Origin of the sequence: Cohnella sp. CFH 77786, assembly GCF_019400745.1 — a bacterium.
Lineage (GTDB): Bacteria > Bacillota > Bacilli > Paenibacillales > Paenibacillaceae > Cohnella.
The window spans coordinates 107,570-124,947 of the sequence record NZ_WJIB01000013.1 but is presented as its reverse complement, the minus strand read 5'-3'; the positions used below and the strand labels follow the sequence as shown (position 1 = coordinate 124,947).

Genomic DNA, 17,378 nt, shown 5'->3' with positions numbered 1-17,378 from the left:
ATGCGGATCGGAGCGCACGTCAGCACGAGGGACGGATATCGCGGCGCTGCCCGCGTTGCCGTCGCCACGGGAGGAAACGCGTTTCAGTATTTCCCCAAAAATCCGAGGAGCCTGAACGTCAAAGCCTTCGACCGTCGGGACGCGGAAGCCTGCGCCGACTGGTGCCGGACGAACGGCGTTACCTCGGTCGCCCACGGCCCGTATCCGGTCAATCCCGCGGCGGAAGGGGAAGCGGCTCGGAAGATGGCGTTGTCGACGCTGAACGATTTGGACATCGCGGAGGCGTGCGGCTCGGTCGGCGTCGTCGTCCATTTCGGGGTTTACAAGGGCAAGGATCCGCTGCAGGGCTATCGGAATATCATTCAATGGTTGAACGCCGTGACTTCCGCGTGGACGGGAAAAGCAAAGGTGCTGCTCGAAAATCTGGCGGGGGATCACGGGGACATCGGCACGACGCCGGAAGAGCTGGTTCAGATCCGCAACCTGTGCGATTCCCCCGGCAAAATCGGGTTCTGCCTCGATACGTGCCATCTGTTCGCCAGCGGCGGGTGGAAACCCGGCGGCTGGACGGCGTTCGCGGAACGGGCGGGATCGCTCGGCTATTGGGACGCGCTGGAGGCTGTGCATCTGAACGACTCCCGCTATCCTTCCGGTTCGCGCAAGGACCGTCATGCCGCCATCGGGGAGGGCTGGATCGGGGAAGAAGGGTTCCGCGAGCTCTTGTCGGCGCCCGGTATCCGGCGCGTGCCTCTGATCCTGGAAACTCCGGCCGAAGAAGACGGCACGCATCGGCAACAAATGGCTTTAGTGAAACGTTGGGGGGAGGAGTCTGACCCATGATCAACGTGTTTTTGGACGATTTGCGTCCTTGTCCTCCGGGGTTCGTTGCCGCGCGGACGGCGGAAGAGTGCCTGCTGCTGCTGGCCGAGTGCGAGGTCGGCATTCTCTCGCTGGATTACGATCTCGGCTACGGACAGCCGAACGGTTCGGAAGTCGTGCGCGGCATCATCGTAAGCGGCAAGTACCCGAAGGAAATTTACGTTCACTCCTCCAGCAAGCTGGGCAGGGAATATATGGCCCGCGAGCTTCGGGCGGCCGCTCCCGCCGGCGTGAGCGTGCACGACGGCCCGATGCCGGCGGATGTCCTGCAAGCCGCGGCCGCCGCGGAGGATGGGCGCCGTGCGTGAATGGGAACCGTCCGAATGGCGGAGGGAATGGACGGCGGCGCCGGGACCGCTCGCCGTACTCGTACATACGCCGCTTTGCGGGACTTGCAAGGCGGCGCGGCGGATGATGGAGGTCGTCCAGGCAATGATGCCGGAGCTTCCGCTGGCCGCGGCGAATTTGAACATCATGCCGGACCTCGCGCAGACGTTCCGGATCGAAAGCGTGCCGTGCCTGCTGATCAAACGGCCGGACGGAGGCGTCCGGAAACACTACCGCTTCGGGTCGGTCACGGAATTGCTAGAACGTTTGCGATCGGCGGATTTACGGGGGAGGACCAAACTGCCATGATCCATTTGGAACGATTGACTTTGCGCCGCGGGGACAAGGACATCCTCCGCGGCGTCGACCTGCATATCGGGAAAGGCGAGAACTGGACGCTGCTCGGCCGCAACGGATGCGGCAAAACGACCGTCCTGGAGATGATCGCAGGTTACCTGTTTCCGACGACCGGAACGGTGGACGTGCTGGGCAACCGCTACGGCACCGTGGATTTGAGGGAAGTCCGCAAGAAAATCGGCTACATCAGCCCGTCGCTGATCGAGAAGTTCACGTTGCGGGATCCCGTCTGGGAAATCGTCGCGGGTGGGGCGTTCGCGTACCTTCGCTTATACGAGGAGGTCCCCGCGGAAGTGAGGGAGCGGGCGCTGCGCGAATTGGAACGCACCGGACTGCTGGCTGCCGCGGGCCAGCCGTTCGGAACGCTGTCTCAGGGAGAGCGCAAGAAAGTGCTGCTCGCCCGGACGATGATGGCGTCTCCCGAGCTGCTCATTCTGGACGAGCCGTGCGCGGGACTCGATCTGTTCGAGCGCGAGAAGTTTCTCGAGACGCTAGCGGGATTGGTTTCTCCCGAAATGTCCATGCTTTATGTAACGCACCATATCGAGGAAATCGTTCCGCTGTTCACCCACGTCGCGCTTATGGCCGATGGCCGGATGGCCGCGCAAGGACCGAAACGGGAAGTGCTTTCGCCTGAGCTCCTCCGCGAAGCGTACGAACTTCCCTTGGCCGTGGATTGGGTGGACGGCCGTCCTTGGATCCGCGTCGGAAGGGAGGCTTGACCATGGGGACGTTCATCGGAACGGCCAATCCGGGATTCGCCGCATACGCGATGGAAGAGTTGCGCAGGCGCGATCCCCGCTTGTCGGTCTCCGGGTTGTCCGGGGAGACGTTCCGCATCTCGACCGGCAGGGAGGACGACGCCGATTGGCTGAAGGAGCTCCGCCGGGACGAGCCCGTGTTTCTCCGGCATCTGTTTCCGTTAGAAGCGGAAATTCCGCTGACGGAGGATCGCGACCGTACGGCCGAAGCGCTTACCGAATACGCCAGGACGCTTTCCGGGAGAGTGGATGGAAGGAAAGTTGCCGTCCAGGTCCGCAAGGCGATGAATAGTCCGTTTCCGTTCAGTTCCGCGGAGGGCAGGGACATCGTGGCGGCCGTTGTTCGGGAGATGGGCGCCGAGCCGGTGCTGCAGGATGCCGACTGGATCGTATCCGTCTATGCCGCAGCCAGAACGCTGCACATCGGGTGCTCCGAGCCGCGCGACAACCTGTCGGATTGGCCCGGAGGCGCTGTCCGGTTCCGCAGGGAAGAAGGGCTTCTGTCCCGGGCGGCGTTTAAGCTTCTGGAAGCGGAGCGAGCGTTCAAGCTGCCGCTGGACCGGTTCACGAACGCGCTGGATCTGGGCGCGGCCCCCGGGGGCTGGACTTCCGTGTTGCTCGAGCGCGGGCTGAAAGTAACGGCCGTCGACCCGGCGGACATGGATCCTTCGCTCAAGGGCCACCCGAGACTGACGCATCTGAAGCGCAACGCCGCGGATCTCTCGTTCCCGCCGGGGACGTTCGACCTTCTCGTCTGCGACATGAGCTGGGACCCGCACCGGACGAGCCGGCTCGTCACCGCGCTGGCGCCTGCGCTGTCTGCGGGCGGATCCGGCATCATTACGCTCAAGCTGATGTACCGCAAGCCGTTCCAGACGCTGCGAGAGCTCACGGAGGCGTACGCGGAGAGGTTCGAGATCCGCAAGGTGAAGCAGTTGTTTCATAACCGGGAAGAAGTTACAATGTGGGTAAGACGCAAGCCGTAGTTGCGGTAGGCGGATGATGGAATGTAGATATAGGTTTTGGTATCGGACCGGGAAAGCATCCCGCGTTCGGCGCCGGTGTCCCTGTATGGGCATCGGCCGCCGGGCGCGGGATTTTTCGCTTGGTGGTCGAGGCTAAGCTCGCCGGACAGGCTTATCATTCGGCGCTTCGCCGCTGTTGGAGAAGTTAAGCCCACGACAGGCTTAACTCGGGTGCTTCGGCGCTGTTGGAGAAGTTAAGCTCGCGAGACAGGCGTAAGCTATCAAGATTCGAACCGGTTGGTAGAGTTAAGCTCGCCAAACAGGCTTAAACTTGGGGACACCTGTTCGCAGCCTGTTGACAGACGTGCGGCATCGGATGCCGGCGAAAAAAAAGGCAGGGCTTCCGGGATCACTTATAAAATCGGCGAACGAAAAGGAGAGCATGCGGATGGAGGAGCATAGAAGATCCCTCCCGGTTTTGGAGGCGGGGGCGGTCTACGGAGACCGATACCGGATCGTCGCCCAGATCGGCCGCGGCGGGATGGGACGGGTATATTTGGCCGAAGATATCCGGTTAAACGGCAAGCGTAGGGCGTTGAAGCTGACGGCCGCGCATCCGGCGGAGAAGGACGCGTTCATCCGGGAAGCGAGGATATTGTCGGAACTGCAGCATCCCCATCTGCCGGACATCGTCGATTATTATCCGCCGGACGCGGACGGCTGGGCCGCCATCGTCATGGAATACGTGCCGGGGGATACCCTCGCCGACCTGTTCGCCCGCAGCGGCAACCGGCTGCCGTTCGTTCGGGTGCTGCGCTACCTGGAGCAGCTGTGCGATTTGCTCTGCTACTTGCACGGCCAGCGCCCGATGATCGTGTTCCGGGATTTGAAGCCGGCCAACGTTCTGATCGACCGGCACGACCGCGCGGTGCTCGTCGATTTCGGCATTGCCCGGACGTACCGCCCGGAAGCCGGCGCCGACACCGAGCGGCTCGGCACACCCGCGTTCGCGGCCCCGGAGCAAATGCGCGGCAAGCAGACCGACGCGCGATCGGACTTGTACGGCTGGGGCGCGATGGCCTACTGCTTGCTATCCGGCGGCCGATTCGCGTATCGTCGGACGGGTTCCGTTCGGCGGGAGCTTCAGGCCGATGTGCCGAACGGGTTTCTCGACCTGCTGGAATCGGTGCTGTCCGAAGACCCGGAGAAGCGCCCCCAAAGCGCCGGCGAGCTGAAGCGGCTGCTCGGGCGGCTGGGAGAAGTCTGGCTGCCGGAGGTAAAAGGGGAAAGGGCGATACCCGGTCAACCGTCCCCCTGTACCCAAGGAGTCACGGTCGCGGCCGTTCTTTCCGCCTATCCTGCAGCGGGCGCGACCTTCGCCACGCTGGGTTTGTCCGGATTTCTCTCCTCGCAGGGCATTCACCATGCCGTGGTGGAAGTGCCCGGAGGCGAACCTGAATTATTCGGGCTGCTCGACGGTCGCCGTGCCATGCCCAAACACGCGGTATTCGCCGATCCGTCGGGACAGGGGGCTGCGATTCCCGCATGGCGCAGCGGCAGCGCCTCCTACTACCCCGCCGATCCGTCGGGCGTTATTCGTCTGCCGGAAGCCGGATTCGACGCTTGGCTCCGGCAGCTCGGCGTTCCGCTCGTGCTGCTCGACGTATCCAGCCGTTGGGAGCGGCCGGGAATGGAAGAATGGCTTGTCCGCTTGGGTTTGCGCTCGATGTGGTGGATCGCCGATTGCCTGCCCTCCAAGTGGACGCTTCGAAGGCAGTCGGCGGAGGCGGACTTGTCGGAGAACGCGGCCCGTAGAGGAACGAGGTGCGGATGGATCGCCAACCGGGATCGGCCTTTTGCGGAACGAGGAGAGTGGTTGGGGTGTTTTCCGGCGGCACCGGTCGCGAAATTGCCGTGGTTGTCCGCGGAATCCGTTTTGCAAGCCGTTTGGCAAGGAGAAGGTTATCCCCGGGAAGCGCTCGCTTCGCAGGCTGGAGGCCGGGCATTTCAAGCATGGGCGGAGGCAATGCTTCCCGACCCCGGAAAGTGAAGGATTTTTCAGTCCCGTGCCAATCGTGCTACAATAGTCGCATGAGAGAAGAAACCGAAGACGCGGTAGCCGCGCCGCGCGCCGCCGATCGCAGCGGCTGGATCGAAACGGGCCGGACGGCTCTGAAGCTGGGTCTCTCCTCCTTCGGAGGGCCCATCGCCCATATCGGATATTTCCGGGAAACCTACGTCCGCCGCAAGGGCTGGCTCGACGAAGCGACGTTCGCCGACCTGACGGCAATGTGCCAATTCCTGCCTGGACCCGCGAGCAGCCAGCTCGGCATGGCCATCGCGATGCGCAGGGCGGGAATCCCCGGCGCTCTTGCCGCCTGGGCCGGATTCACGCTGCCTTCCGCCATTCTGATGGCGTTGTTCGCCTGGGGATTGCCCTCGCTTGCCGCTTCGGCTTCGGGAGCGATCCACGGACTCATGCTGGCGGCCGTAGCCGTCGTGGCGCAAGCCGTGTGGAGCATGGGACGTTCCTTGATTCCCGATCTGCTCCGCGGCGCGATGGCTATCGCCACCGCTGCCGCCGCTTTGGCGTATCCGGGACCGGCCGGCCAATTGCTGCCGATCATCCTGTGCGGCATTCTCGGATGGAGGACGCTCAGAGGCAAAATGCCACAGGGCGCATCCGGATCCGCGTCCGACTCTCCGGGTTCCGGGCTGCACGGCACCCCGGCCCCATACGCTTACTTGTACTTGATCGCGTTCGGCCTTCTGCTGGTTCTGCTGCCCTGGTTGGCCCGGTTCACGGGCGAGCCGCTCGCCGTTCTCGCCGACATCGGATACCGCGCCGGATCGCTCGTGTTCGGAGGCGGGCATGTCGTGCTTCCGATGCTCGAGCACGAGTCGGTGGCCGCGGGCTTGCTCAGCGAAGAGCGGTTCGTGGCCGGTTACGGCGCGGCCCAAGCGGTTCCGGGGCCGCTCTTCACGTTCGCCGCTTTCGTCGGCGCCGCTTCCGCACCCGGAGCCGCGGGGTGGCTGCGCGCAGCCGTCATGCTGACGGCCGTGTTCCTGCCTTCGTTCCTGCTCGTGGCGGGAGCGATGCCGTATTGGGAGCGCCTTCGTGCCAACCGCTCGGCCAGATCGGCGCTGGCCGGCGTCAACGCTTCGGTCGTCGGGCTGCTGCTGGCGGCTCTGTACGACCCGGTCTGGACCTCCGCTGTCCGCGATGCCGGGGACGTCGCCGTTGCCGCCGCCGCGTTCGCGGCGCTGGCGTACAAGCGGATCCCGCCGATCGCGGTCGTTGCGGCGTGCGCGGCGGCAGGTTGGATCATCGAGACATAAGGAAGGGGATACCCGATGAAAGAGAAGGAAAATATCCTGATCATAGAAGACGAAGACGGAATCGCGAGAATCCTGCAATTGGAGCTGGAGCACGAAGGGTATGGGGTCGGACGCGCCGCCGACGGCCGGACCGGCCTGGAAATGGCCCAATCCGGCGATTGGCACCTCGTTCTTCTCGACGTCATGCTGCCCGAGCTGAACGGCATCGAGGTGCTTCGCCGGCTTCGCCAAAGCGAATCGGCCGTGCCCGTGATTCTGCTTACGGCCCGCGACACGGTGCCTGACAAAGTGAGCGGCTTCGAGCACGGGGCGAACGACTACATCACGAAACCTTTCGCGATGGAGGAGCTGCTCGCCCGGGTGCGGAACATTTTGCGGATTTTCAAGGCATCCCGCGAGGGAGATAACGAGGATTGTTTGAAAATCGGGGATTTGACGATCGAGCTCATTACCCGCAAAGTATACCGCAAAGACCATTCCATCGATTTGACGCCGCGCGAATTCGAATTGCTGCTCTACTTGGCGCGCCACAAGAACGAGGAGAAAACGAGGGAAGAGATCCTGTCCGACGTTTGGGGTTACGAATATATCGGGGATACGAACGTCGTAGACGTCTACATCCGGTATTTGCGGCAAAAAATGGACAAGGGTTACCGCCATAAGCTTCTCCATACGGTCCGCGGCGTCGGCTACATGCTGAAGGAGCCCGACGCATGACGCTAAGGGTTCGCTTCACCCTTTTCACCGTTTTCTGGCTAATCTTCATCTTGATCTTGTATAATATTTTCGTCTATTTTTTCGTCATCCGGGTAACGACGCGGGGAGAGCTTCAACTGCTCGCGAACAAAGCGGACTTGGTCGCGGAGACGCTGCGCAAGCAGCATATGGGCGGATTGGATGATCCGAAGCTGCTCACCGACCTGTTCAACGCCAACGAGATGCTTCGCATCGTGCTTGTCGGCAACAAGGTCGTGAACAAAATCGGCATCGACACCGAGCTCCTGTCCTTGCCGACGGGCGATCCGTCCGCGCTCACTTCCGAATCGCTCCAAGTGAACGGCCAGCGGGTCATTTTCCTGACGGTTCCGCTGTATCAGGACGGCAGGCTGATCGGCGCCGTGGAGGGCGCCCGTCGGCTGACCGTGTTGGACAGTTACACCCAAATCCTCGTCAGCGTTCTGGCCGCCACCAGCGTGGGGGCGATCTTGGTCGCCATTTTCGGAACCTATTGGTTTACGTCCCGGATGACCGGTCCGATCGCCCAGATGGTCCAGACGATGCGGGAAATCGACCGAAGCGGGAAGCTGCACCGCGTCAAGCTGAACGGCCGGGAGGAGTCCGTCGAGCTGCAGCAGCTCGTCCGCGCCTTCAACGAAATGATCGACCGTTTGGACCGGACGATCGAGCACCAGAAGCAGTTCGTCGCGGACGCCTCCCACGAGCTCAAAACCCCGCTGACCGTCATCGGCAGCTACGCGGATATGCTCAAACGGTGGGGCCGGGACAACGAGGCGGTTCGGGACGAAGCGATCGAAGCGATCGGCAGGGAGACGGAACGGCTGCAGAAGCTGACCCGTTCCATGCTGACGCTCGCCGAAGCGGAGCAGGACGACTGGGTCAACGTCACGCGTTTCGACGTCACGAAGGTGGTCCGGGAGCTCGCCGGCATGCTGGGCACGACCTTCGCTCGCGAAATCCGCGTACATTCGCAGAGCCAGTCCGTACCGATGCGGGGAGACAAGGACAAGATCCGCCAGCTTCTCCTCATCCTGATCGACAACGCGATCAAGTACAGCAAAGAGCCGATCGACGTGCGGATCCGGCACGACAAAACCGGCGTGAAGCTCGAAGTGACCGACTACGGAATCGGGATCCCGGAAAGCGAAATCCCGTATCTGTTCGAACGGTTCTACCGGGTGGATACGGCGCGCCATCGGCTGACGGGCGGTCACGGGCTGGGGCTGTCGATCGCCAAGCGCATCGTCGAGCTGCACGACGGAAACGTGGAAGTATTCAGCAAGCCGGGCATCGGGACGACGATTTCGATCCAGTTTCCGCGCACGAATTGACGTGAAGCCATTCGATTCTATTCCATTCCATTTCATTTCCGAACCGAGGGGAGAACGGGAAACATGAAGCTGCAAAACGGGGAAAAGCTGCTTTTCATCGGGGATTCGATCACGGATTGCGAACGCCAGAGGCCGGATGGGGAAGGACTGTTCGGGGCGCTGGGCAAAGGCTACGTCTCGCTGGCGGACGCCTTCCTGCAAGCCTCGTATCCAGAGCTGGGCATCCGGGTCGTCAATATGGGAGTAAGCGGGAATACCGTCCGGGATCTGGCCGGGCGCTGGGAAACCGATGTCTTGCAGAGGAAACCCGATTGGCTGTCGGTCATGATAGGCACGAACGACGTATGGCGGCAGTTCGATACGCCGTTCATCCGGGAATGGCAGGTCCAGCCGGACGAATACGAGTCGACCCTCCGCCAGTTGGTGAAGCTGACGCTTCCGAAAGTCCGCGGTCTCGTTCTCATGACACCGTTCTATATCGAGTCGAACAAGTCCGACGCCATGCGCAGACGCATGGATGAATACGGCGCCATCGTGCGCAGGATCGCCGAAGAGAACGGGACGCTGTTCGTGGACACGCAAGCGGCATTCGACCGGGTTCTGACCCATCTGTACGCCGCTACGCTCGCCTGGGACCGCGTGCATCCGACGCAAGCCGGACACATGGTGCTGGCCCGGGCGTTCCTGCAGGCCGTCGGATTCGATTGGAACCGCGGATAGCATGGCACAGCGGCATTCGGTCCGAGTCGGCCGGGTGCCGTTCTTATCGCTTGACAGGTTTCATCGCGCCAATGGCGAATGGCAGGGTCGCCGTCTAGAGGAGGAATCGTCACCGGTGAAAATGAGGGTATCCGCCGTCCAGTTCGAACTCAGGGACGTCGCCAGTTTTGATGATTTCAGCCGGCAGGTCGTCCACTATGCGCGAAACGCGGCTGAATACGGGGCGCGGTTCCTGCTGTTTCCGGAATTCGTCACGACCCCTTTGCTGTCCGCAGGCGGAGGAGAGGAATCGGGAGACCCCGTAGACAAGCTTCCCGAGTATACGGAAGCGTACGAGTCGCTGTTTTCGGGATTGGCCAAGAGCTTCGGGATTTACATCATCGGCGGAACCCATGTAACGCGCCGGGGAAATCGGCTTCGCAACACCGCTTACCTGTTCGGACCGGACGGCTCGGTGAACACGCAGGACAAGCTGCACATCACGCCGACGGAGAAGGACGAATGGAACGTCCAGGAAGGGGACGGAGTCCGCGTATTCGACACGCCTTATGGCACGATCGGCCTGCTGACCTGCTACGACATCGAGTTTCCGGAAATCGTCCGGATCGTTCGGGCGAAGGGGGCGGACGTCATTTTCTGCCCTTCCTGCACCGACGACCGCCACGGTTTCTACCGGGTACGCTACTGCTGCCACGCGAGAGCGGTGGAAAACCAGATGTACATCGTGACGACGGGTACGGTAGGCTCCCTCAGGCGCGTCGATTTCATGCGGGCCAACTATGGACAGGCGGCCGTCATCACGCCGAACGATATCCCGTTCCCGCCTCGCGGAATTCTGTGCGAAGGCGAGATCAACGCGGATATGCTGATCACCGCCGATTTGGATCTGTCCCTGCTGGAGGAGGTCCGCCGAAGCGGATCGGTGACGACGTGGCGGGACCGCCGGACGGATTTGTACCCGGACTGGAATTAGGTGAGCGAGATGTACAAACGGTTACGGGTGACGGACGGCAGCCGGATGCTTCCCGCCGTCATCCGGAATTACGGTTACGCGGATTTCGAGGGCTTGATCGCCTTGCAGGCGCTTAGCTTTCCGCCGCCTTTTCCGCCGGAGCTGTGGTGGAACGCCGAACAGCTGACGGAGCACGTCACGCGATTTCCCGAAGGTGCGCTGTGCGCCGAAATCGACGGCCGGATCGCCGGCTCGATGACCGCGCTGCGGGTTACCTTGGCTGAAGGCGAGCGGCATGATTGGGCGTCGGTGACCGATCATGGCTTTATCCGCAACCATGATCCCGCGGGCGATACGTTGTATGTCGTCGATATTTGCGTGGCGCCCGAATTCCGCAAATTCGGATTGGGCAAATGGCTCATGCAGTCGATGTACGAGACGGTCGTCCATTTGGGCGCGAGCAGGCTGCTTGGGGGCGGAAGAATGCCGGGATACCATCTCGTTGCATCGGAAATGAGTCCCGAGCAATACGTGGAGCAGGTCGCGGGCGGCTTCCGCAAAGATCCGGTGCTGACATTCCTGCTCCGGTGCGGGCGGCTGCCGGTCGGCGTGGCGGCGGATTATTTGGAAGACGAAGAGTCTTGCGGGTACGCTGCCTTGATGGAATGGCGCAACCCGTTTAAATCATAATATCCGGAGGGATTGCAGACCATGGAATACATACGCGTCCAATCGATCCAGGACGGGAAATTCGCCGACATGCACCGCTTGTTGGGCCGGATTTTCCCGCCCGAGGAAGTGCTGGCTTACGAATTGTGGGAAGAGCCGCTCCGGGATCCCGACATTCACGTCTATGTCGCCGTTCATGAGGGCCGCGTGGTCGGTGCCACGGAATACCGCTACCAATCGAAGCTGCGCGTGTCCATGACCGATTTCACGATCATAGGCGAGCCCGGACTCGGCATCGGCAGGTTTCTGTACGTCAATCGGGAGAAGGATTTGCGCAGGCTCGAAAGCGAATCGGGCACGAAGTCGCTCGGCATGTTCGCCGAAATATACGATCCGCTGGAGAATGCCTCGCTGGCCTTCGGACAGGTGCTGCCCATGCACCCGGCGGTTCGCCGCGAAGTGCTGTCGCACCTGGGCTTCGGCAAGCTGGACATCGCGTACGTTCACCCTTCCTGGGATCATGAAGGCAAAGCGGTGACCGGTCTCGATCTCGGGTTCCGGCCCGCAGACGGGGAAATCCGGTCGCTGCCATCCTCTCTTGTGGTATCGTTCCTGCGCTGGTACTACGAAGCGCTGCCGAACAAGCCGCAAGAATGGCTGGACATGATCGCCGGTCTCGAGAGCCGGGAAGAAATCGGCTTGCTGCCGCTTTAACCAAAGGAGAGGCGGGGGCCATGGAAATCACCTTTTTGGGTCACGGAGATTCGCTCGGCACGCCCCGGGTCTATTGCGAGTGCGCGGTATGCGAAGAAGCGAGGACGACGGGCGCGAACCGGAGGCTCCGCTCTTCGTTGTGGCTGCGGGAGAAGAACGCTTCGCCTCTTCTGCTGGATTGCGGGCCCGATTGGCGGGAGCAGATGGAGTCGATCGGCGTTCGGAACGCGGCGATGGGTCTGCTCACGCATGCGCATTTCGACCACATCGGCGGTCTCGTCGATTGGGCCGATGCCTGCCGCTGGACGGACGTCCATGCCGACGTCTTCGCGCCGGCGGAAGTGCTGGAGGAGGTTCTTCGCCGATTCCCGTGGATCGGGTCCCGCCTGCGTCTGCATGCGAACGACGAAGGAATGGAATACGGGGGATGGAACGTCCGGCCTTGGAAAGTAAACCATGGGAAGAACGGTTATTCTTACGCGTACCGGTTCGACCGTCCCCAAACCGGGAAATCGTGGGCATACTGTTCGGATTCCATCAACCTGTCGGAAGCGGAGAAGGAGCCGCTGCGCGGTCTGGAACTGCTTATCCTCGGCACCAGCTTCGCCGAAGAGCCGTTCCCGATGGATACCCGTTCCGTATACGATATGAAGGAAGGTTTGGCGCTGGCGGCCGAAGTCGGGGCGGGGAAGGTGCTGTTCACGCACCTGTCCCATGACGTCGACTCGAGGCGGGACTACGGATTGCCTTCTCACGTAAGGCTGGGGGAGACAGGGATGACCGCCCGGATCTAATCCCGGCTGCGGATGACGAGGACTTGTCCTTCGCGGATGGATACCGTGCCCGAAGGCGCATCCAGTACGTTGCTGACCCCAAGCGACCAACCGAGCGTCAGCGTGGCTTCGTTCAGAGGATAGCGGAATCCCGTGAGGTTGACGCCCGTCACCACCGGCGTGAGGGGCAACAGGGATACGTACGGGTAACGGGGATCTTGGTTCATCCGGCATGCGTCTGCGCACAGGCGGATTTCGTTATGTTCGTCGATCAGCACGGCTTCGCCGCCCCGCTCGAACGCTTGCCGCAGCAGATGCACGTTCGCCAGGCTATGGTCGAAACGGGAGCCGAGACCGCCCAGAATCCGGATTCGAGAATAGCCTCTGTCCAAGGCTTCGCGAAGAGCAAGCTCGGTGTCGGTCCAGTCTTTGTCGACGGGGTCGACGGCAAGGTAATCCTTGGATGCCGCCGAGATGGACGTCAGCCGGTCCGCCGGAACCGAGTCGAAATCGCCGAGCGCCAAATCCGGCGCGATCCCGTGACGAACGAGAAATTCGGCGCCGCTGTCGGCCCCGATCAGGTAATCGCCGGCCCGGATTTCTTCCAGCGCCCAGGCGCCAAGGCGGCCGCCCGTCACGATGACCGCCTCTCTCGTTTCGACGTTTTCCGCGAAATTCATGATGATGTTCCTCCGTATCCGTCACGACTCTCTTAACGTAAACAGTATAACCGGAAATCTTCCATTGCGGAAACTTCGGGAGACCGACTACAATGGGGAGAGTTTGTGACAATTCGACATGCGGGGGTCGTCTGCGTTGGATTTCGACGTCTTTCATTTGTTCAGTCTGATCGGCATCGTCGCCTTCGCCGTCAGCGGCGCCATCGTGGCGATGGAAGAGGAGTACGACATTCTGGGCGTATTCGTGCTGGGCCTCGTGACGGCGTTCGGGGGAGGCGTCATCCGCAACCTGCTGATCGGCGTGCCGGTCACGACCTTGTGGAACCAAGGGGTGTTTCTGAAGACGGCTTTTTTCTCCATTCTGATCGTATTCCTCATGCCCGTCAGCCTCATCGGTCATTGGAAGAGAGGGGAAGCCTTCTTCGACGCGATCGGGCTGGCCGCGTTCGCCATCCAAGGGGCTCTGTACGCGGCGGACGCCGGACTGCCGCTCAGCGCGATCATGACGGCGGGGATGTTGACGGGAATCGGAGGCGGCATGATCCGCGATATCATGGCGGGCAGGAAGCCGCTTGTTCTGAGGGACGAAATATACGCCGTCTGGGCGATCCTGGCGGGACTGGCGGTTGGCGCCGCCAAGCTCTCCGGGACCTGGGAGCTGATCGGATTGTTCGTGCTCGTCGTGTTGTTCCGGATGTTGTCCGTGCATTATCATTGGAAATTGCCCCGGCGCTCGCTGCCGGGAAATCAGGGTTCCAGCGTGGGGGGCGGAGCATGAGTTATTCCGTATTGTTCGTATGCCTCGGCAACATCTGCCGCTCGCCGATGGCGGAGGCGGTCTTCCGCGACCTTGTCCGCAAGGAAGGGTTGGAAGGCATCGTGACCGTGGCGTCTGCGGGGACGGGTGATTGGCATCTGGGCCATCCCCCGCATGAAGGAACGCGGAAGGTGCTGGACCGGCGCGGGATTTCCTATGCCGGCCAGAAGGCGAGGAAGCTTTCGGCGGAAGACGGGACGAGATACGATTTGATCGTGGCGATGGATTCCCGCAACGAGCGGGATATCCGCGCAGCTCTCCGGCCGCAGCAGAAAGCGGAAATCATTCGCTTCTTGTCCATCCTTCCGGAGAAAGGGCTGGCCGACGTTCCCGATCCGTATTACACCGGCAACTTCGAAGAGGTGTTCGCCATGGTGGAAGAAGGATGCAGAAGGCTGCTGGCGACAGTGAAGGCGCGTTTGGGGGGAAGAGCATGAGCGCGTTTCCGCCCGTTTCCTTGACGAATATCCGGGTCGTCACGGAAGAGATGCTGCAAGTCCGACTGGAAACGGTGAAGACGTTGGCCGAGGACGAGAACGAAGCGTATCTGATCGAGAAGGACGCCGAAACCGGCGAACATTATTTGCATTACGCGGTTCGCCACGTAAACGTGGCGGCCGGCGGCGCGGAAGAGGCCTATCATCATCTCATGCCGCTCGAGCACGACGACGTCATCGCATTGGCGCTTGGCGCGCAGGAATACGCCTATCCCGGGTTTTGGAGGCGCCCCTACTTGCGCAACGGACCGGGAGGCGGATACGCCTGGTACGATCCAGACGGCGCGCCCGAGGAACCCGGACGGTACGAAGCCATCGCCGCCGAAATCCGCGCCAAGCTGGAGGCATTCCGGCACGAACGCCGTGGCGGGGAAGAGGAAGTCGCCCGCTTGATGGAACAGGTGGATCGGCTCTTCGAGCCGGACCCGACGAAATCCGGTGCCAAATCGGAAAACCAAGGCCCGTCACCAGATTGAACCATCCGGTGAAACGGGCCGCTTTTTTTTCTATGGCTGACGAATTCGTTGTAAACCTCTTTCCGTTTGATCCCATCAAGATTAGCCGTTCGATTGGTATCGGCTCCCTCGCCAGCACGCCATCCCGGCGCGAATTGCAAGATTGTCTCGAACCTTTCTCCGAATCGGGATTCGTTGATCGTTGCTTGTTAAACGTCGATGTCGCGAATCAACCTGGCCCTTCCGCGAAAGGGCCAGGTTCGCGCCGGTGTTAGGCGTTCGAAGATCATAAATCGGGAGAAGGTCCGAGGAAAGCGGACAGCGCTTCGGGAAGAAGCTGCTGCCAGAACCCCCATTTGTGCTCTCCGTCCCTTTCCGAATAGACGATTTCGGCTCCTTTGGCAGACAGAAGCCGTTTCATTACCCGATTGAGCGCGACGAAATCGAACGTGCCCCGGTCCGTCTCGAACGCCGTTTCCTGCAATCCGACCGACATCCAGACGCGAAGGCCGGCGAGGATGGGCTCCCGGTCCGCTTGATCTACGGACGCGTCATAATACGCGCCGGACAAGGACAAGACCCTCGTAAACAAGTCGGGCCTCTTCAAGGCCAGGCTCAGACAGGCGGAAGCGCCGAGGGAATCGCCCGCGAGAAGCCTTTCCTCGGGCGTGCGGCGGACGGAGAAATGCTTCTCGACATCGGGAAGCATTTCTTCGCTGAAGAAGCCGGTATACGCCTCGTGCCGCGATCCGCCAGGCATGTATTCGGAAGTGCGGAGCTTCTTGTCGACGTCGACGCCGACGACGACGAAGGGCTCCCAATCCTCCTCGAGGATCATCCGTTGGGATATGGTGGCGATGCGCCCAAAATTGAAAAAGTCTTCCCCGTCCTGGCAGTAGACGACCGGGTAGCTGACCGTCTCTTGGTATCCCGGAGGCAAATAGACACGAAGGCTGCGCCCGCCCTCCGGCAAAATCCGGCTGGACACGGCATGCTTGACGACGGTGCGGCGGACGACGGGTAGGTCGCTCATCGGCGATTCCTCCTGCGGCAAGGTATGGGAAATCCCGGTCGTGGGAAAACCAATGAAGGATTTCGCCGGGAAGTGTATTAACCTGTTATACTTAAAAGACGATTCTGTTATACAAACAAAGAAAGTCCAAAACTCAACAATCATAAGGATTTCTTCCGTTTTTCTTTGACCAAATGACTTATACAGAAGTATAATAATTCTATAACAGAAACTCCTCTTCCACAATCCAAGATGAGGTGACCTTAATGAGCAAAATATCGATGGAAGCGCCGGCAGCGAAAACCGGCGCCGCGCCGCACGTCGTGTACGCGAATGACGTGGCCCCGCTGCGCGTATTGTCTCCCGAGGGAGAAGTCGTAAGTCCCGAGCACTTGCCGGAATTGACGGACGATCAGCTGAAGGAAATCATGTACCGGATGGTATTTACCCGTACTTGGGACGAACGGGCGATCAACCTGGGCCGCCAGGGCCGTCTCGGTTTCTATGCGCCGGTATCCGGGCAGGAAGCGACGATGGTCGGCAGCGAATACGCGCTGACGAAGGAAGATTTCATCTGTCCCGGTTACCGCGACATGCCCCAGCTCGTCTGGCACGGCCTGCCGCTGTACCAGGCGTTCCTGTATTCCCGCGGCCATCAGCATGGCGGGCAAATTCCGGAAGGCGTCAACGTTCTGATGCCGCAGATCATCATCGGTGCACAAATCCTGCATGCTACCGGCATCGGGATGGGCTTCAAGCTGAAGAACGAGAAGCGCGTGGCCATTACCTACACCGGAGACGGCGGATCCTCCGAAGGCGACTTCTACGAAGGGCTGAACTTTGCCGGCGCGTTTAAGCTTCCGGTGATCTATTTCGTGCAGAACAACGGCTATGCCATCACGACGCCTTACGCCAAGCAGACGGCCGCGCAATCGATCGCGCACAAGGCGCTCGCGGCAGGCATCCGCGGCGTACAGGTGGACGGTATGGACGTGCTCGCGGTCATTTCCGCGGTTCGCGAAGCGGCCGAAATCGCCCGTAACGGCGGTGGCGCGACGCTGATCGAAGGGTTGACCTACCGGTTCAAGCCTCACTCGATGGCGGACGACACGACCAAGTACCGCACGAAGGAAGAAGAGGCGGAATGGAGCGAGAAAGACCCGCTCGTGCGCTTCGGCAAATATTTGGCGAAAAAAGGGCTTTGGACCGACGAAGATACGGCCCGCGTGAAGGAAGAGGCGAAGAACGCGGTCAACGAGCATATCAAAAAAGCGGAGCAAACCGAGAAAATGACGGTGCCCGGCCTCATCGATTCGATGTTCGAGCATACGCCGCCTCACTTGGAAGAACAGAAAGCCGATTTCCAATAATCAATCCTGATTCGCTATCGGA

Annotated in this window: 20 protein-coding genes; 18 read left to right on the top strand and 2 right to left on the bottom strand. The window is 61.2% G+C overall.

From position 1 onward, the window contains the following. From GE107_RS19260 to GE107_RS19195, 14 genes are all read left to right on the top strand, one after another. The gene (locus GE107_RS19260) at positions 1–840 is read left to right on the top strand and encodes a deoxyribonuclease IV (RefSeq protein ID WP_219641622.1); all 840 of its coding nucleotides are present in this window, start codon (positions 1–3) and stop codon (positions 838–840) included. Next, positions 837–1,187 carry a cyclic-phosphate processing receiver domain-containing protein gene (locus tag GE107_RS19255; protein WP_219641621.1) on the top strand — a complete coding sequence of 117 codons (351 nt, stop codon included), beginning with the start codon at positions 837–839 and terminating at the stop codon, positions 1,185–1,187. Before GE107_RS19260 ends, GE107_RS19255 begins: the two co-directional genes overlap by 4 nt. Further along, positions 1,180–1,515: a thioredoxin family protein gene (locus GE107_RS19250; RefSeq protein WP_370636458.1), complete on the top strand. Its 336-nt coding sequence runs from the start codon at positions 1,180–1,182 to the stop codon at positions 1,513–1,515. Before GE107_RS19255 ends, GE107_RS19250 begins: the two co-directional genes overlap by 8 nt. Further along, positions 1,512–2,285, top strand: coding sequence for an ABC transporter ATP-binding protein (locus GE107_RS19245; protein WP_219641619.1), 774 nt, complete (start codon positions 1,512–1,514; stop codon positions 2,283–2,285). Before GE107_RS19250 ends, GE107_RS19245 begins: the two co-directional genes overlap by 4 nt. A 2-nt stretch (positions 2,286–2,287) precedes the next feature. Beyond that, positions 2,288–3,310, top strand: coding sequence for a 23S rRNA (cytidine(2498)-2'-O)-methyltransferase RlmM (locus GE107_RS19240; RefSeq protein ID WP_219641618.1), 1,023 nt, complete (start codon positions 2,288–2,290; stop codon positions 3,308–3,310). Positions 3,311–3,737: 427 nt separating this feature from the next. Continuing rightward, positions 3,738–5,339 carry a serine/threonine-protein kinase gene (locus tag GE107_RS19235; protein WP_219641617.1) on the top strand — a complete coding sequence of 534 codons (1,602 nt, stop codon included), beginning with the start codon at positions 3,738–3,740 and terminating at the stop codon, positions 5,337–5,339. 41 nt (positions 5,340–5,380) lie between these two features. After that, positions 5,381–6,628 (top strand): chromate efflux transporter, encoded by a 1,248-nt coding sequence (chrA, locus tag GE107_RS19230; protein WP_219641616.1) that lies wholly within the window; start codon positions 5,381–5,383, stop codon positions 6,626–6,628. Between the two features lie 15 nt (positions 6,629–6,643). Then, a complete protein-coding gene (locus tag GE107_RS19225; RefSeq protein WP_219641615.1) occupies positions 6,644–7,345 on the top strand; it encodes a response regulator transcription factor in 702 nt (233 codons plus the stop codon). Further along, positions 7,342–8,697: a sensor histidine kinase gene (locus GE107_RS19220; RefSeq protein WP_219641614.1), complete on the top strand. Its 1,356-nt coding sequence runs from the start codon at positions 7,342–7,344 to the stop codon at positions 8,695–8,697. The genes GE107_RS19225 and GE107_RS19220 overlap by 4 nt, the downstream gene beginning before the upstream one ends. A 63-nt stretch (positions 8,698–8,760) precedes the next feature. Next, the gene (locus GE107_RS19215) at positions 8,761–9,417 is read left to right on the top strand and encodes an SGNH/GDSL hydrolase family protein (protein WP_219641613.1); all 657 of its coding nucleotides are present in this window, start codon (positions 8,761–8,763) and stop codon (positions 9,415–9,417) included. Positions 9,418–9,532: 115 nt separating this feature from the next. Then, complete coding sequence (locus GE107_RS19210; RefSeq protein WP_219641612.1) at positions 9,533–10,390, top strand: carbon-nitrogen hydrolase family protein; 858 nt, start codon at positions 9,533–9,535, stop codon at positions 10,388–10,390. Between the two features lie 9 nt (positions 10,391–10,399). Then, positions 10,400–11,059, top strand: a complete 660-nt coding sequence (locus GE107_RS19205; protein WP_219641611.1) for a GNAT family N-acetyltransferase — start codon at positions 10,400–10,402, stop codon at positions 11,057–11,059. 21 nt (positions 11,060–11,080) lie between these two features. Continuing rightward, positions 11,081–11,752, top strand: coding sequence for a GNAT family N-acetyltransferase (locus tag GE107_RS19200; protein ID WP_219641610.1), 672 nt, complete (start codon positions 11,081–11,083; stop codon positions 11,750–11,752). A 20-nt stretch (positions 11,753–11,772) separates the two neighbouring features. Beyond that, positions 11,773–12,546, top strand: a complete 774-nt coding sequence (locus GE107_RS19195; RefSeq protein ID WP_219641609.1) for an MBL fold metallo-hydrolase — start codon at positions 11,773–11,775, stop codon at positions 12,544–12,546. Here GE107_RS19195 and GE107_RS19190 read toward each other — a convergent pair. Beyond that, on the bottom strand, positions 12,543–13,205 hold the full coding sequence (locus GE107_RS19190; protein WP_219641608.1) for a thiamine diphosphokinase: 663 nt from the start codon (positions 13,203–13,205) through the stop codon (positions 12,543–12,545). The two genes, GE107_RS19195 and GE107_RS19190, sit on opposite strands and share 4 nt — an antisense overlap. Before the next feature lie 136 nt (positions 13,206–13,341). Between GE107_RS19190 and GE107_RS19185 the strand changes: the two genes are divergently transcribed. The 3 genes from GE107_RS19185 to GE107_RS19175 are packed head-to-tail and all read left to right on the top strand — an operon-like array spanning position 13,342 to position 14,995. After that, a complete protein-coding gene (locus tag GE107_RS19185; protein ID WP_255570645.1) occupies positions 13,342–13,983 on the top strand; it encodes a trimeric intracellular cation channel family protein in 642 nt (213 codons plus the stop codon). Continuing rightward, the gene (locus GE107_RS19180) at positions 13,980–14,459 is read left to right on the top strand and encodes a low molecular weight protein-tyrosine-phosphatase (protein WP_219641606.1); all 480 of its coding nucleotides are present in this window, start codon (positions 13,980–13,982) and stop codon (positions 14,457–14,459) included. The genes GE107_RS19185 and GE107_RS19180 overlap by 4 nt, the downstream gene beginning before the upstream one ends. Next, positions 14,456–14,995: a hypothetical protein gene (locus GE107_RS19175; protein ID WP_219641605.1), complete on the top strand. Its 540-nt coding sequence runs from the start codon at positions 14,456–14,458 to the stop codon at positions 14,993–14,995. Before GE107_RS19180 ends, GE107_RS19175 begins: the two co-directional genes overlap by 4 nt. Positions 14,996–15,260: 265 nt before the next feature. On the opposite strand, the gene GE107_RS19170 is transcribed toward GE107_RS19175, so the two are convergent. Beyond that, positions 15,261–16,007, bottom strand: coding sequence for an alpha/beta hydrolase (locus tag GE107_RS19170; protein WP_219641604.1), 747 nt, complete (start codon positions 16,005–16,007; stop codon positions 15,261–15,263). A gap of 245 nt (positions 16,008–16,252) precedes the next feature. Here GE107_RS19170 and pdhA point away from each other — a divergent pair, with 245 nt between their 5' ends. Beyond that, positions 16,253–17,356 (top strand): pyruvate dehydrogenase (acetyl-transferring) E1 component subunit alpha, encoded by a 1,104-nt coding sequence (pdhA, locus tag GE107_RS19165; protein ID WP_219641603.1) that lies wholly within the window; start codon positions 16,253–16,255, stop codon positions 17,354–17,356. Positions 17,357–17,378 lie beyond the last annotated feature (22 nt).